Consider the following 15,505-nt stretch of genomic DNA (forward strand, 5'->3'; position numbering starts at 1 on the left):
AATGGAGAGGCCGCCACGGGGGGAGCGGCCTCTCCGATCAACACGGTACTCCGTCAGGTGGCGTCGCGTTATCCCGCGCGCCCTCTTTTTTCACAGCCCTTTCCCGCCGGAGCGGGAAAGGGGATGGTGGGGTGGGCCGGCCGTTCCGCTGCGTCGGCCGGACGGTCGACCCACCCCCGGCCTGACCGTGGGAATCAGGCCGCCCGCCGACCGGGCGTCCGCTCCCCCGGGCCCGGTCGGCCTCCGGGTGGGCGGCGCCGCGCCACCCACCCGGCAGGGTCAACTCAGCCGTTCGGGAAGAGCATCCCGTAGTCCGCGTACGCCATGGCGATGTCGGACTGGGCCCAGAACCGGTGGTAGTTGAACGTCGGCTCGGGGCCGCCCTTGAGGTACGCGTCGACCTTCGGCCAGTCCGGGTCGTTCTTGTAGAACGACCGGATGTCCAGGAAGCTCTTGCCGGCGGCGATGGTGTCGCCGTTGGGCATCTTCCCGGTCCAGCCCGGCGGCACGTAGAGGCCCTGACCGTCGGCGGCGTTGTAGACGTCGTCGAAGCGCTTGTAGTCGCCGCGCGTCTCCGTCGTCGACACACCCTTGCTGTCGCTGGCCGCCGAGAGCGCGTCCAGCAGACCCTTCGCGGTGGTCTTGGCCTGCGTGTTGCCGGACTTGGCCGCGTACGCGATCAGGGTCCGGGCGAGGGAGCCGGTGACGCCGACGTCCTGACCCGTGGAGCTGACCTCGACGTGCAGGCCGGTGTTGGACGCCGGGCTGCTCGGGTTCCAGTTGGCGGGCTGGCCCGTCCACTTCAGCTCGGACGGAACCGCCCAGTTGGTGCCCAGCTTGGTGTTGGCGATCGCCCACGGCACCCACTTGTCGAGCAGCGCCTTGGCCTTGGTGTTGCCGGTCTCCAGGTACAGCTCGGCGATGCGCTGCATCGACCAGACCTGCATGCCGAACCACTGGTTCGACGGCGGGTCGTTGTAGACCGGGTCGACGTCGTAGAACATGCCGTAGAAGGTGGCGGTGCCGGCCGGCGGCTGGGCGTAACTACCGTCCCAGCTGTTGGTGGCGCCACCGGCGATGCCGCCCTCGGCGGACTGGAGCCAGGTGTAGAACTCCAGCTGCCGGTCGAAGCTCTTCTGCCAGTCCGCGACCGCGGTCGGGGACTTCGGCTTGAGCTCGCTGATGTTGGTCATCGCCCAGGCCGCGAACGGGTTCTGGTAGCCGAAGTGGTTGTGGCTGGAACCGATCCGCCAGGACCAGCCCGCGCTGGCGTCGTACGCGCCACCCCAGGCGTAGTACCAGGACAGCAGGTAGTGCGCCGAGTCCTTGCCGGTGCCGGCGGCGCAGGTGCTGGCCCCGACGCAGTTGCCGATCTTCTTGAAGTACTTGTCGAACATCGCGTACCGCAGGTAGTCGCCCATCTTGGCGGCCTTGGCCACGGTGGCCGCGACGTCGGCCTGCTTGCCCTGCGCCTTGGCCCAGGTCAGCGCCCAGTACGCGGCCTGCACGGCGCGGGCGTCGGCGTCCGGGGCGTTGGTGTACTTCCACTGCTTGGCCGGGGCACCCGAGTCCTTGACGAACAGGTCGAGGTAGCCGTACTGGCCGCCGTGCTTGAAGGTGTCGCAGGAGGGCTGCGGGATGGTCTCCCACACCGACTCCTGGGTGCCCCGCTGGAAGGTGTTGATGTAGGCCGGCTTGGTGGTGCCGTCACCGCAGCGGCCGAAGCCGTAGGTGTTGTCGACGTCCATCAGCCAGTGCATGCCGTAGATGTCGCCGGTGCCGTAGGTGGACTGCAGCTCCGAGCGCAGCGGGTCCTGGCCGACCGGGACGCTGGCGTTCAGCGCCGACGGGTACTGGCTGGGCAGGTTGTACTCGGAGGCGTACTGCGGGGTGCCGGCGACGCCCGCGGTGGGCTGGTCGGCGTGCGACGGGATGATGTACTTCTCCATCACCGTCCAGGCGTTGTTGAACGGGGCCCAGTTCTGGGTGACCCGGCCGTAGTAGGCCTCCAGCCACAGCCAGTAGCTGAACGCCTCGGAGGTGGTCTCGTGGCCGTGGTCGGGCGCCTCGACGATCAGCGTCTCGATCGAGTGGTACGGCACGCCCTCGGGGCTGAAGTAGCCCGAGTTCTTGATCTTGCCGTACTGGTCGAGGAACTTCGCCACGTAGGCGTTGTCCCCGCCGGGGGTGTCGTTGTCGATCTCGGTGGCGGTGACCACCACCGAGGAGACCCCGGTGCCGGCCGCGGTGATGGTGGCGGTGCCACCGGCGGTGTCGGTGTCCTCCGCCGCGGCGACCGTGACGGTGGCCCCGGTGTTCCAGTTGCTCGGGGTCAGCGTGACGCTGGCCGGCGAGACCGTGATGTCGGTGTCACCGGCACGGGTGATGGCGACCGGCACGTTGCCCGAGGGCGCGGCGCTGAGCTTGAGGTTGAAGGTGGTGCTGCCACCCTCGTTGACGCTCACCGTGGACGGCGTGGCGACCAGCGCCGGGCCGGTGGCCGGGTTGACGGTGAACGACTTCTCCGCCACGCCGATGCCGTTGGCGTTGTCGTACGCCTTGGCCTGGACCGTGTAGCTGCCGGACGGCAGCGAGGTCAGCGTGTACGCGTACGGCGCGGAGGTGTCGGTGTTGACCAGCAGGCCGTTGCGGTAGAACTCGACCTTGCTGATCGTCCCGTCCGGGTCGCTGGCGGTGGCGGTCAGCGGCACGTCGGCCGGCGCGGTGAACGGGCCGGCGGGCACACCGAGGGAGACCGTCGGCGGCTGGTTGGCCGGGGTGCCGTTGCACGGGGTGCCGTTGAGGGTGAACGACGTCGGCTTCGGGTTGCTGCCCGAGTAGGAGCCGTTGAACCCGATGGTGGTGGAGGCCCCGGTCCCGATGTTGCCGTTGTAGGACTCGTTGGTGGCGGTGACCTCGCTGCCGCTCTGGCTCCACTTCGCCGACCAGCCCTGGGTGACCCGCTGGCTGCTGTTCGGGAAGGTCCACTTGAGCGACCAGCTGCTGAGCGCGTCACCCATGTTCTTGATGGTGACGTTCGCGGTGAAGCCGCTGCCCCAGTCGTTGGTGGCGTAGACCACGTCGCAGGCCGGCGCGGCCTGGGCCGCGCTGGCCGGCAGGCCCACCCCGCCGATGGCGAGTGCGGTGGCGGCGAGCATCGCCGTGCGGCGACGTCTTGCCATGAGTCTCATGTGCGCGGTGTCTCCTCGGACCGGGCCGGGGCTGCGGGCCCCGGCGGAGGCACCTCCACGCGCGGATACAGGGGTGCGCGGGGGGACGGAGGCGCCGGAATGGTGGTCGGTCCGGCCGGTGGGCCGGGACAGGGACGGGGTACGGCCGAGCAGGCCGGCCGTGCCGTTCCTTCGGGTGCCGTCCGGGAGACCCGGATGCCCTCGGCTACCCATCACTCGCGCGTGTTTGGCTCCGCTGCGTTGATTCGACAGTGTGCCATGGAAGCGCTCCCACGACAACTACCAGTATCGAAACGCAGGTCGATGTTTCGATCTCGTTTAGGGGCTTTCACAAAGCCGTGACGGGCGTTACAGTCGCAGCATCGCCGATGGGAGCGCTTCCATCGACGGAGATGCAACAAGTGAAGGTCAGAACCGTGGTCGCCCGACCACGGGGTTCAGCCCGAAAGGCTGACGACGGGCCAGCCCGGACACCGTCGCCAGCCATCATCCCACCATCACGGAGGGAGGTGGAACCAGAGCCACTCGCGTGGCCCGGCTCCCGCGCGACACGCACGGCCGGACGCCAATTCGAGCGTGCGTGTGTGCAACACAGGTGGGGACGGGGGTTGCCCTCCCCCGTCCCCACACTAAACCCCCGTACTCGACGGGAAAAGAGGCCGACGGGTCAGGCGTGCGCGCCGCCCGGCCGGCCTCGATCGCTATCTGCCCCTCGGCAGTTGGGCCGACCGTCCCCACGACGGCGCCCGTCACACTCCCGATTCCCCATCCCGGCCGCCCACGCGCGGCCCTCTAGGCTGGCGGCCCGCCCCGAGGCGGCCGGGCCGTCGCACGCCCGCGCTGGGAGCGCTCCCGGCCGTCGGGGTGGCCCGCACCCTGAGGAGAAACATCCATGTCGATACTCACCCGGCGACGCCTGCTGCGCCGCGCCGCGCTCTCCGCCACCGCCACCGCCGGCGCCGGGCTCACCGCCGCCACCGGTGCCGGTGGCCTGGTCGCGGCCACCGGCACCCTGGCCGCCGGCTGCGACACGCCGAAGGGTGGCGATCCGGCGCCCGACCCCGCCACGGAGCAGCTGCGGTTCCCCCACGACTTCGGCTGGGGTGCCGCCACCTCGGCCTACCAGATCGAGGGCGCCGCCAAGGAGGACGGCCGGGGCGAGTCGGTCTGGGACACCTTCAGTCACACCCCCGGACGCACCCACAACGGCGACACCGGTGACGTGGCCGCCGACCACTACCACCGCTGGGCCGACGACCTGGACCTGATGCGCGACCTCGGGCTGCGCAGCTACCGGTTCTCCGTCTCCTGGCCCCGGATCCAGGCCGACGGCACCGGCAAGCCCAACCAGCGCGGGCTCGACTTCTACAAGCGGCTCGTCGACGGGCTGCACGAACGCGGCATCGCCCCGATGGTCACCCTCTTCCACTGGGACCTGCCGCAGGCGTTGCAGGACGAGGGCGGCTGGGAGAACCGGGACACCGCCCACCGGTTCGCCGACTACGCCGACGCGGTCTTCCGGGGCATCGGCGACCAGGTGCCGGTCTGGTTGACCATCAACGAGCCCAAGACCGTGGTGCAGAACGGCTACCTCTGGGGCCACCACGCCCCCGGCCGACAGGACGCCGACGCCGCCTACCTGGTCGCCCACCACCTCCAGCTCGCCCACGGCCTCGCCGTCCGCGCGCTGCGCGCCACCGGCTACGACACCCGCATCGGCCCGGCGCTCAACCTGCACCCGTGCTACCCCGCCGACGACAGCCCCGCCGCGGCCTCCGCCGCCAAGCTGCACGACGGGTACGAGAACCGCCTCTACCTGGACTCCATCCTCACCGGGGCCTACCCGGCCGACGTGCTGGCCGACCTCGGCCCGGACAGCCGGATGGTCCGGGGCATCCACGACGGCGACCTGGGAATCATCTCCAGCCCGGTGGACCTGCTCGCGGTGCAGTACTACACCCCGCTCTACCTGACCGGCAACGGCAACACCGTCACCCGCTGGCCCACCAGCGAGGCGGACTGGCAGCAGATCTACCCGCAGGGCATGTACGACACCCTGACCCGGGTCACCCGCGACTACGGCCCGATCCCGATCACCGTCACCGAGAACGGACTGCCCTGCCCCGACACCCTCGGCCCGGACGGCACCGTCGACGACGCCGGCCGGATCGCCTTCCTGCGCGACCACTTCACCGCCGCCCACCGGGCCATCGCCGACGGCGTACCGCTGGAGAGCTACCATGTCTGGTCGCTGCTGGACAACTTCGAATGGGCCGAGGGGTACGACCAGCGCTGGGGGCTGGTCTATGTGGACTACCCGACCCAGCGGCGCGTCCTGAAGCGCAGCGCCCACTGGTACCGCCAGGTCATCCGGGACAACGGCCTGTAGGGACGTCGACCGGGAACCCGGCGACGGGGGCACCACCGGCACGGCCGGACCGCGTGGGGGCGGTCCGGCCCGGCACCCGACCGACCGTCAGCGGGGCAGTGCCTGCTGGAGTTCCGCGCGCAGCGCCGGGGTCAGCATCTCGCCGGCCTGCTTGGCCAGCCGGGCCATCTCGTAGCCCACCACGCCGATGTCCGCGTCCGCGCCGGCCAGGGTGGCCAGGATCGAGCCGTCGCGGATCTGCATGACCAGGAAGTAGCCCCGCCCCATCTCGACCACCGTCTGCTTGACGATGTCGCCGTCGAACATCTGGGCGGCACCCGCGGTGATGCTCATCAACCCCGAGGTGACCGCGGCCAACTTGTCCGCGTGGTCCCGGGGCAACTGCGCCGAGATCGCGACCAGCAGACCGTCCGAGGAGACCACCACCGCGTGCGCCACGCCCGGCACCCGCTCCGCGAACGCGTTGACCAACCAGTTCAGGTCACGCGCCTCCTGACTCAGCGTCATCACTGTCGTCCTCCTTCGCTGCGCACACCCGGCGGCAAGATTAACTCGGTGGTCTCCTCGGCCTCGGCACGGCGCACGCCGCTGTAGAGCCGGGACAGCATCCCGCCCACCGCCTCCGGGTCCAGGTCCTCGCGTACCCGGGCCGCCGGCCGGGCCGGCTCCGTCACCGAGGTCAGCTGGGCCATCGGCACCCGCACCGGCAGCCCCCGGTCGTTGGTGCCGCCGGTGACCGGGACGAGCGGCGGCGCCGGCGTGCTCTCCCCCAGCGACACCGGCGACGACGGGGCCGGACCCTGCCGGGACCACCAGCCGCCACCGGTGTCGGCCGGGGGCGCAGCGACCGGCGCCAGCACGTCCGCGGCGCGGACCGGCAACGGGGCCGGCGCGTCGGGCCGCTGCTGCAGCACCCCCGGCCACTGCTGCGGTGGCCGGCCAGCCACCGGCAGGTCGACCGGGTGGACCGCACCGGGCTGGCGCGACGCCCCGACGGGACGGGGCGCGGCGGTGACTGCGGTGGTGAGGGCCCGCTGCCCGACCGGCATGTCCAGCTCCACGGCGGGCGCCGGCGCGAGCAGGCTCGCCGGCAACGCGATCCGCGCCACCAGCCCCTGCCCCGGGGCGGCCAGCTGCACCCCGACGCCGTGCCGTGCGGCCAGGTGGCTGACCACGAAGTGACCCATCCGCTCGATGGCCGCCACGTCCGCCGCCGGTGGTGCCGCCAGCACCGCGTTGGCCTGCGCCAACGCCGCCGGGCTCATGCCGAGACCGGCGTCGGCGACCTCCACCACCGCACCGCCGCCCTCGGCCCACGCGCTCACCCGGACCGCGGTGTCCGGCCGGGAGAAGGCAGTCGCGTTCTCCAGCAGCTCCGCCATCAGGTGGACCAGCTCACCGACGGCGTGCCCGACCACGTAGAGGTCGGCCACCGACTCGTGGCGGACCCGCTGGTACTGCTCGATCTCGGCGCTCGCCGCGAGCAGCACCGCACCCAACCGCACCGGCCGGTTCCACCGGCGGGTGGACTCGGTGCCGGCGAGCACCAGCAGGCTCTCGTCGTTACGGCGCATCCGGGCGGCCAGATGGTCCAGTTTGAACAGGTTCTCCAGCTGGTCCGGGTCGGCCTCCTCCCGTTCCAGGTCGTCGAGCAGCTCCAGTTGCCGCTCCACCAGCACCTGGCTGCGCCGGGCCAGGTTCACGAACATCGCATTGACGGTACGGCGGGTCTCCGCCTGCTCCACGGCGACGCTGACCGCGCTGCGGTGCACCGCCACGAACGCCTCGGCCAGCTCGCCGATCTCGTCCAGGGACCGCACCACGGCGGGCGGCACGTCGATCCTCGGCACCCCGCCGTCGACGGCCCGCAGCCGGTCCAGGGCGTGCGGGAGTTCGACCTGGGCGATCCGCAGTGCCTGGTCACGCAGCCGCTGCATCGAGTTCGCGATCGACCGACCGATCAGCACGGCCAGCAGCACCGCCAGGGCGAGCACCACCACGATGCCACCGAGCACCAGCAGGGTGGTGCGCAACTGGGCGCCGCTGACCTCGTCGGCCCGGACCACCGCGTCGTCGAGGACCCGGGTCTCCAGCTGCCGCAGCAGCGCCTGCCGCTGCTCGCTGACCGTCCACCACTGGTTCGCGGGCAACACCGCGGGCAGGGCGGTGCCGCCGGTGGTGATGCTCTTCTCCTCCAACCGGGTGGCGTCGACGAACGCCCCCTGCCGGGAGGTCCGGTCGTACGCCTGGATCTGGCCGGTGGTCGCGGCGACCCGGAACGCGCCCAACGCGGCCAACTGCTGGGCCCGCAGGTCGGTCAGGTTCACCTGGTCCTCCAGGCCGTACCGGCCGGCCCGGCCGGCGGCGTACAGCTGGGCCCGGATCCGCGACGACAGCTCCTTGACCCGGGCCAGCTGCACGTAACGCAGCACCGCGTCGGTCAACTCCGGACGCTCCGGCCCGGGGTTGGGCTCGGCGAGCAGGCCGAGCAGCGCCTCCACCGCCCGGTGGTAGTTGCCCAGGATGGTGTCGCTGCTCAGCACCGCCGGCGGCACCGCCGCCCGGATGTAGACCACCTGGTCGTACGCCTCCAACGCCTCGGCGTAGGCGACCTGCCAGGCGGCGTCGGAGTCGGCCAGCGGGCCGGCCGCCTCGCGCAACGCACCGATGGCCGTGTCGGTGGCGGAGTGCAACGGCCGCAGGGCGAGCTGCGCGGCGTCCCGGTCGGCGGCGTTGCCCGCGCGGCGCAGGGCCGCCAGTTCACCGGCGGTGCGGTCCCGTTCCTGCTGGAGCCGGTCCACCACGGTGGTGATCTGCTGGCCGATGCCGACCTGCCGGGCGAAGTCGTTCAGCGCGGTGGTCCGCCCGACCAGCCCCGCCGTCTGCACCCCGGCCAGCACCAGGAAGGCCACCGACGGGATGACCAGGACGGTGGCGAGCTTGGTCCGCATCCGCCAGTCCCGCAGCCGCAGCGGCGAACGCCGCCGGTGCGGCACGACCCGCTCGTCGAACCGGTTCCGACCCGGCGACTCCGCGCTCGGTGTCGGGTCGGGACCTGCGTCCACGTCTCGCCTCCTCGGTCCCCGTCCCCACGACGGGTGGCCCGGTCCATCCAACCAGGCCAGACACCGGTGTCAACGGGTCGACGGGGCATCCGACCGGGCGGACGTGCCGGACCCGACGGTCGAGGTCGGCGAGGGGTCCTCCTCCGTACGGCCGGTGCCGGCGAGCCGGTCCGCGTCGGGCACCCGACCCAGCGCGACCAGCGCGGCCCCGGTTGCCCCGATCTCCCGCTCGGCGCGGTGCCGGACCGGTCGCGGGGCGAGCGCGGCGGCGAACGCCGTACGCCACCACGCGGAGGCGGTCACCGCTCCCCCGCCGAGCACCACCTCGACGGGTGCGTCGACACCGGACTCCAGCACGGCGAGGTCGTCGGCGACCATCCGGCACAGCCCGGTCATCAGCCCGGCGAGAATGTCCACCCCGGTGCTGGAGAAGCTGAGTCCGTGCAGCTCACCGGAGCCGGCCGGGGCCAGACCGGGCGGCCGGTCCCCACCCAGCCGGGGGTTCGCGGCGAGCACGCCGTCCGGCGCTACCCGGGCCAGCGCCGCGTCGAGTTCGGCCCCCTCGGGCAGCCGCAGTTCCCGGTTCGCCCAGGCGAACAGGTTCCCGCCGGACGAGTAGGCCGCACCGGTCACCACGTGCTCGTGGTCCACCCGGTAGCGCCACAGCGACGCGGGCAGGGGCGGCAACGCCGTCCCTGCCGGGACCCGCTGGACCAGCCGTACCGCGGCGGAGGTGCCGACGGTGACCGCCGCCCGGCGGGGGTCCACGCAGCCCGAGCCGACGTTGGAGGCGGCCCCGTCACCGACCGGCGCGGCCCAGTCCGCCGCGGCGAGTTGCGGCCACCGCCGGGCGTGCCCGGCCCGCAGCCGACCGTGCCAGCCCATCGGGGCCAACTCGGGAAGCTCACCCGGGCGGACCCCGGCCAACGCGACGGCCTCGTCGTCCCAGTCGAGGCGGCGCAGGTCGAGCAGGCCGGTGCCGGACGCCATCGACACCGACATCGGCGCGTCGTCGAGCAACTGGCCGAGGACGTACTCGACCAGGCCGGCGAACCGGGTCACGCCGGTCGTGCGTTCCCGCAGCCAGGGCAGCCGCACCGACCAGTAACAGCGATGCCACCACGCCCCGGTACGACGGTGGAAGTCCTGCGGATCGGCCGGACCGCTCGCGCCGGGGGCGGCTGCGGGCCGGGTGTCCAGCCAGGTCAGGACCGGGCCGAGCGGGTCACCGGCCCGGTCCAGGGGCAGCACCGAGTGCCACTGCGCGCAGACCGCGACCAGGCCCACGTCGCGCAGGTGGCCGGCGGCGGCCAACTCGTCCAGACACTCGGTCAGGCCGGCCAGGTAGGCGGCGGCGTCCAGGGTGCCGGCGCCGTCCCCGGTGACCGACAGGTGCACCTTGCGGCGGGCCAACGCTTCCGGCAGCGGGTCGGCGTCGGCGTCGAGCACCAGTCCCCGTACCGAGGAGGTGCCCAGGTCGAGGGCGAGAATGTTCATCGCGGATCACGCTACCCGCAGCTGCGGGTGGGAACGCCCTTCCCCGTCGTCCCCGCACCGCCTAGGGTGGGGGCATGCTCGCGCACCTGACCTGCTGGTGGCCCGCCGACCCGGCGGCCATCCCCCGCGCGTAGCTCTCACGCGGCCGCCCCGACGAGGCGGCCGACGGTTATCTCCCCGGCACCGGGGCCGCCCGACGACGAGGCGGCCCGGCCGACGAGGAGAACCCGATGAACCACCCGTACGACCTGCTCGCCGTCCTCGCCGACGGCGGGGACCCCGGCCCGTTCGCGCTGGTCCGCCGCGACGGCGTCGACCACGTCGACCTGTTCACCGGCCCGGTGGGCGTCGCCGACCACCTCGCCGAACTGCCGCTGCCCGAGGGCGGTCCGGGCCCCCGGACGCTGGCGCTGGTGCCCTACCGGCAGATCGCCGAACGGGGCTTCGCGTGTGTGGACGACGGCGTCCCGCTGGAGTACCTGACCGTCGAGTCGCACGTCGCGTTGCCGCTGGCCGACCTGCTCGCCGCCCTGCCGACCGGACCGGTGGTCACCCGCGACGCCGCCTTCGACGTCGACGACGACGAGTACGCCCGGATCGTCGACCGGGTGCTGGCCGAGGAGATCGGCCGGGGCGAGGGGGCGAACTTCGTCATCCACCGCACCCTGCACGCCACCGTACGGGGCACCCCGTTGGGTGCCGCGCTGGCGGCGCTGGGCCGGCTGCTACGCGACGAGCGAGGCGCGTACTGGACGTTCCTGGTGCACACCGGCACCCGGACCCTGGTCGGCGCGAGCCCGGAACGGCACGTCAGCGTCGACGACGGCCTGGTCATGATGAACCCGATCAGCGGCACCTTCCGGCACACCGGGACGGCCGCCGACCGGGACGCGCTGCTGCGGTTCCTGCACGACCCGAAGGAGGTCGAGGAGCTGTACATGGTCCTCGACGAGGAACTGAAGATGATGGCCGGGGTGGCCGAGCACGGCGGGCAGGTGGTCGGGCCGTACCTCAAGGAGATGTCGCACCTGGCGCACACCGAGTACCTGCTGGCCGGTCGGGGCACCCGCGACGTCCGGGAGGTGCTGCGCGAGACGATGTTCGCCCCGACGGTGACCGGCAGCCCGATGCAGAACGCCTGCCGGGTGATCGCCCGGCACGAACCTACCGGCCGGCGGTACTACTCCGGGGTGCTGGCGCTGCTGGGCCGCGACGCCGAGGGCCGGCAGACGTTGGACGCGCCGATCCTGATCCGGACCGCCGAGATCTCCCCCGCCGGGCGGCTGCGGGTGCCGGTCGGGGCGACCCTGGTGCGGCACTCCACCGCCGCCGGTGAGGTCGCCGAGACGCACGCCAAGGCCGCCGGGGTGCTCGCCGCGTTGGGGCTGGGCCCGCAGGCGGCGACGGTCGGTGCGTACCCGCCGGTGCGGTGGGCCGACGATCCGCAGGTACGGGCGGTGCTCGCCGCCCGCAACGACCCGCTGGCCCGGTTCTGGCTCGACCAGCGGGCCCCCGGCGCGGTGGTGCTGCCCGGGGCGGCGGGCCGGCGGGCGCTGGTGGTCGACGGGGAGGACACCTTCACCGGAATGCTCGCCCACCAGTTGCGGGCGCTGGGCCTGACGGTGGACGTGCGGCCCTGGCACACCCCCGGCCGCACCGACGGATACGACCTGGTGGTGGTCGGCCCCGGACCGGGTGACCCGGGCGCGGTCGACGACCCGAAGATGGCGGCCCTGCGCGGGCTGCTGACCCGGCGGCTGGACGCGGACCGGCCCACCCTGGCGGTGTGCCTGGGTCACCAGCTGCTCAGCGGGCTGCTCGGATTGACGCTGCACCGCCGGGCCGCGCCCTACCAGGGCCTGCAACGGCAGGTGTCGCTGTTCGGGGTGCCACGTCGGGTGGGTTTCTACTCGACGTTCACCGCCCGGGCGGCCACCGACCGGATCGGCTCGCCGTACGGCCCGGTGGAGCTGGCCCGGGACCCGGCCGACGGGTCGGTGCACGCGCTGCGTGGGACGACCTTCGCCGGGGTGCAGTTCCATCCGGAGTCGGTGCTCAGCCGGGACGGCCTGGCGGTCCTGGCCGAGCTGCTGGGTCAACTCCTGGCCCGGCCGGCGCTGGCGGCGCACGGCGACCCGGTGGGCGGGTAGTGCGGCGGTGGGCGGTGGATCGGACGGTGCTGGCGACCCGTCCGATCCACCGCCCACCCGCCGGCACTGCCCCACCCGCCGGTCCGGTCCGGCGGGTCGACCTGGTCCGCCGGCTCGGTCTGGTCCGCCGGGGCTCAGCCGGCCAGGCCGCGCTTGACGGCGGCGCCGATGCGGACCGCCCGCTTGGCGGTCAGCGCGGTGGCCGCGAGCGCCACGTGGTCCGGGGCGATCTCCCCGTTGTTGCTGGTGTGCGACGCGCCGTACGGGTTGCCGGCGACGAACTGACTCGGGTCGGTGTAGCCGGGGGTGACCACCACACCACCCCAGTGGTAGAAGATCGTGAACAGCGACAGCAGGGTCGACTCCTGCCCGCCGTGCGAGGTGGCGGTGGAGGTGAAGCCGCTGTAGACCTTGTCGGCCAGCGCACCGTTGGCCCAGAGCGGGCCGGTGGTGTCGATGAACTGCTTGAGCTGGGCGGCGATCATGCCGTACCGGGTGGGGCTACCGAAGATCACCACGTCGGCCCAGGCCAGATCGTCGATCTCGGCCTCCATCACGTCCTGGGTCTCCAGCCGGTGCGCCTGCCAGCCCGCGTTCGAGCGGATCGCCTCGTCGGGCGCCAACTCCCGCACCTTGCGCAGGCGCACCTCGGCTCCCGCCTCACCGGCGGCCTCACAGGCCGCCTGCGCCATCTGGTAGGTGATGCCGGTCGCGCTGTAGTAGATGACCGCTACCTTGACCTGGCCGTCCATTCCTGTGTCCTCCTCGGTTCGGGTCAGCTCCCGCGACTACCCGGTGGTTGCCGGGTCAAACGTTCCCGCGTGGCATGATCCGGACATGCAGCTGCGCGCCGCCACCGCCGGGGACTGGCCCGCGATCTGGTCCTTCCTGCGCGAGATCGTCGCCGCCGGGCAGACGTACACCTGGCCGCGTGACGTGAGTGCGGACGACGCCCGCCGACGGTGGTTGGTCGTCCCACCCGGTCGGACGGTGGTCGCGGTGGACGACGACGGGACGGTCCTGGGGACGGCGAAGCTGGTCGCCAACCAGGAGGGGCCGGGCGACCACGTGGCCAACGCCAGCTTCATGGTCGCGCCGACGGCGGCGGGTCGCGGCGTCGGCCGGGCCCTCGGGGTGTACGTGCTGGAGCTGGCCCGGCGCGACGGCTACCGGGCGATGCAGTTCAACGCGGTCGTGGCCAGCAACACCCGGGCGGTGGCGCTGTGGCAGTCGCTGGGATTCGCCGTGGTCGGCCGGGTCCCGGAGGGTTTCCGCCATCCCGACCTCGGCCTGGTCGACCTGCTGGTGATGCACCGCCGGCTCGACTAGACCGGCCGGCGACACCGAGAGTTTCGGCCGCAGCTCAAGATTTCCGCAAGTTCCGCCCGGGAACGCTCCCACGCACGGACGGGAACGCGATCCTGGGGGCACGGACGCCGGGGTGGGGGCCACCCTCGGGGTTCGGGGGGACCTGCACGGGGGATCGCGCTCCGCCGGTTCGGCAACCGGCGTAGCGCGATCAGGGGTCTCCACCCACATGACCACCGCGCTGCGCGCCCCGCGGTGGCGGTCCGGTCCGGGTGTGCCGGCCGACGTCGGGGGTCGCTCCTATGCTGGCCGCATGGTGGAGCTGACCGGCGGCGAGGCGCTGACGTTGCGGATGACCGCGCTGGGCCTGCGGGAGCACCCGGGTGGCCGGCCGGTGGACGTGGCCGGGGTGGTGGAGTGGTTCGGTGCCATGCAGGCCCAGGACGCGGCGAGCGGCCTGTGGTCGCTGGGCCTGCGGCTGCCCGGTCACACCGAGGCCGACGTACGCGCCGCCCTGGAACGACGCGAGGCGCTGCGCACCTGGCCGATGCGGGGCACCGTGCACCTGCTCCCCTGCCGCGACGCCCGCTGGATGCTGGAGCTGACCGGGGTACGCGCCCTGGCCGGGGCACCGGCCCGCCGGGCCACGATCGGGCTGACCGAGGCAGACGCCGACCGGGCCGCCGACGTGCTCGGCGCGGCGCTGGCCGGCGGCGGCCGGTTGACCCGCGCCCAGTGCCTGGCCACACTCGCCGCCGCCGGCATCGACACCACCGGCCAGCGCGCCTACCACCTGCTCTGGTACGCCAGCCAACGGGGTGTCACCTGCATCGCCCCGCACGTGGGCACCGAGCAGACCTTCGCGCTACTCGACGAGTGGGCCCCCGACCCGCACCGGCCCGAGCGCGACGAGGCGCTGGGCATCCTGGCCCGGCGCTACTTCCGCAGTCACGGGCCGACGACCCGGCGGGACTTCACCGGCTGGACGGGGCTGACCGCCGCCGACGCGAAGCGCGCCATCGCGGTCGCCACCGACGCCGGGCAGTTGGCCGTGGTGCACGTCGACGGCGTGGAGTCGCACCTCGACCCGGCGTTGCTCGACGCGCCCCGCCTGCCGGTGGACGACGTCCACGTGCTCCCCGGCTTCGACGAGTATCTGCTGGGCTTCAAGGACCGCACCCTGATGGTGGACCCGGCGCACGTGCCGGCGGTGATCCCCGGCGGCAACGGCGTCTTCCAGTCCACGGTGGTGCGCGGCGGCCGGGTGGTCGGCACCTGGAAGCGCCGCCTCGCCCGGACCAGGGTCACCGTGACGGTGCAGCCGCTGGTCCCGCTGGACACGGAGATCAGACAGCGGGTCGGGGTGGCGTTGGAAGGCTACGCCCGCTTCCTCGACCTGCCGTTGCACCTCTCCTGGTAGCCCGCCGCATCCCGCAGCCCCTCGTGCCGGAACTCCCGGCCGCCGCCCGCGCCGCACAGCCCCCACAGGCCGCACAGTCCGCCTGGGCCGGGCAGCCCCATAGGCCGCGCAGCCCTCCTGGGCCGGGTAGTCACCACGGGCCGGGCAGCCGCCACGAGCCCGGTAGCCACCACGGACTGGGTAGTTCCTGCGCGCCGCAGTGATGCGCACACATCCCGAACACCTTGCCCCGGTGACAACTCAGCGTAATTCTCGGCAGTATTACTGCCAGTAATCGGCCGCCTCGGCTGCCGAGAAGCCAGAAACCCCACCCTCATGTGCCCTGAACTGGTAATTCACCGAAACACCTCGCCGACCGCCGCCACACCCACCCGCCCCCTTTGCTCTGCTGCCATCCACGCGACAGTTGCGGAAAGTGAGCGTCGCATCGGTGGCAGCAGAGCAAAGGGGCCGAAGGTGGTGGGGCGAGGCGGACGTTTGGGTTA

At 72.8% G+C, this 15,505-nt stretch carries 9 protein-coding genes; 4 read left to right on the forward strand and 5 right to left on the reverse strand.

What is annotated here, in order from left to right; genetic code table 11:
• Nucleotides 1-284 precede the first annotated feature (284 nt).
• Nucleotides 285-3,182 carry a glycoside hydrolase family 48 protein gene (locus AB0K25_RS20680; RefSeq protein ID WP_363822114.1) on the reverse strand — a complete coding sequence of 966 codons (2,898 nt, stop codon included), beginning with the start codon at nucleotides 3,180-3,182 and terminating at the stop codon, nucleotides 285-287.
• A gap of 901 nt (nucleotides 3,183-4,083) precedes the next feature.
• Between AB0K25_RS20680 and AB0K25_RS20685 the strand changes: the two genes are divergently transcribed.
• A complete protein-coding gene (locus AB0K25_RS20685; protein WP_363822037.1) occupies nucleotides 4,084-5,580 on the forward strand; it encodes a GH1 family beta-glucosidase in 1,497 nt (498 codons plus the stop codon).
• Between the two features lie 87 nt (nucleotides 5,581-5,667).
• Here the strand turns inward: AB0K25_RS20685 and AB0K25_RS20690 are convergent, their stop codons facing one another.
• From AB0K25_RS20690 to AB0K25_RS20700, 3 genes are all read right to left on the reverse strand, one after another.
• On the reverse strand, nucleotides 5,668-6,081 hold the full coding sequence (locus AB0K25_RS20690; protein ID WP_208569834.1) for a roadblock/LC7 domain-containing protein: 414 nt from the start codon (nucleotides 6,079-6,081) through the stop codon (nucleotides 5,668-5,670).
• A 5-nt stretch (nucleotides 6,082-6,086) separates the two neighbouring features.
• A complete protein-coding gene (locus AB0K25_RS20695) occupies nucleotides 6,087-8,645 on the reverse strand; it encodes a nitrate- and nitrite sensing domain-containing protein (protein ID WP_363822040.1) in 2,559 nt (852 codons plus the stop codon).
• 69 nt (nucleotides 8,646-8,714) lie between these two features.
• Nucleotides 8,715-10,142 (reverse strand): FGGY family carbohydrate kinase, encoded by a 1,428-nt coding sequence (locus tag AB0K25_RS20700; RefSeq protein WP_219463594.1) that lies wholly within the window; start codon nucleotides 10,140-10,142, stop codon nucleotides 8,715-8,717.
• Between the two features lie 230 nt (nucleotides 10,143-10,372).
• Here AB0K25_RS20700 and AB0K25_RS20705 point away from each other — a divergent pair, with 230 nt between their 5' ends.
• Nucleotides 10,373-12,292 (forward strand): chorismate-binding protein, encoded by a 1,920-nt coding sequence (locus tag AB0K25_RS20705; protein ID WP_363822043.1) that lies wholly within the window; start codon nucleotides 10,373-10,375, stop codon nucleotides 12,290-12,292.
• A gap of 134 nt (nucleotides 12,293-12,426) precedes the next feature.
• Here AB0K25_RS20705 and wrbA read toward each other — a convergent pair whose 3' ends face one another.
• Nucleotides 12,427-13,044, reverse strand: coding sequence for an NAD(P)H:quinone oxidoreductase (wrbA, locus tag AB0K25_RS20710; RefSeq protein WP_208569787.1), 618 nt, complete (start codon nucleotides 13,042-13,044; stop codon nucleotides 12,427-12,429).
• Between the two features lie 85 nt (nucleotides 13,045-13,129).
• On the opposite strand from wrbA, the gene AB0K25_RS20715 reads away from it, so the two are divergent.
• Both AB0K25_RS20715 and AB0K25_RS20720 read left to right on the forward strand, forming a co-directional pair.
• Nucleotides 13,130-13,621 carry a GNAT family N-acetyltransferase gene (locus tag AB0K25_RS20715; RefSeq protein ID WP_219463596.1) on the forward strand — a complete coding sequence of 164 codons (492 nt, stop codon included), beginning with the start codon at nucleotides 13,130-13,132 and terminating at the stop codon, nucleotides 13,619-13,621.
• 292 nt (nucleotides 13,622-13,913) lie between these two features.
• A complete protein-coding gene (locus AB0K25_RS20720) occupies nucleotides 13,914-15,020 on the forward strand; it encodes a winged helix DNA-binding domain-containing protein (protein WP_219463598.1) in 1,107 nt (368 codons plus the stop codon).
• Nucleotides 15,021-15,505: the final 485 nt, after the last annotated feature.

This window comes from Micromonospora sp. NPDC049257 (assembly GCF_040678915.1).
Classification (GTDB): Bacteria; Actinomycetota; Actinomycetes; order Mycobacteriales; family Micromonosporaceae; genus Micromonospora; species Micromonospora antibiotica.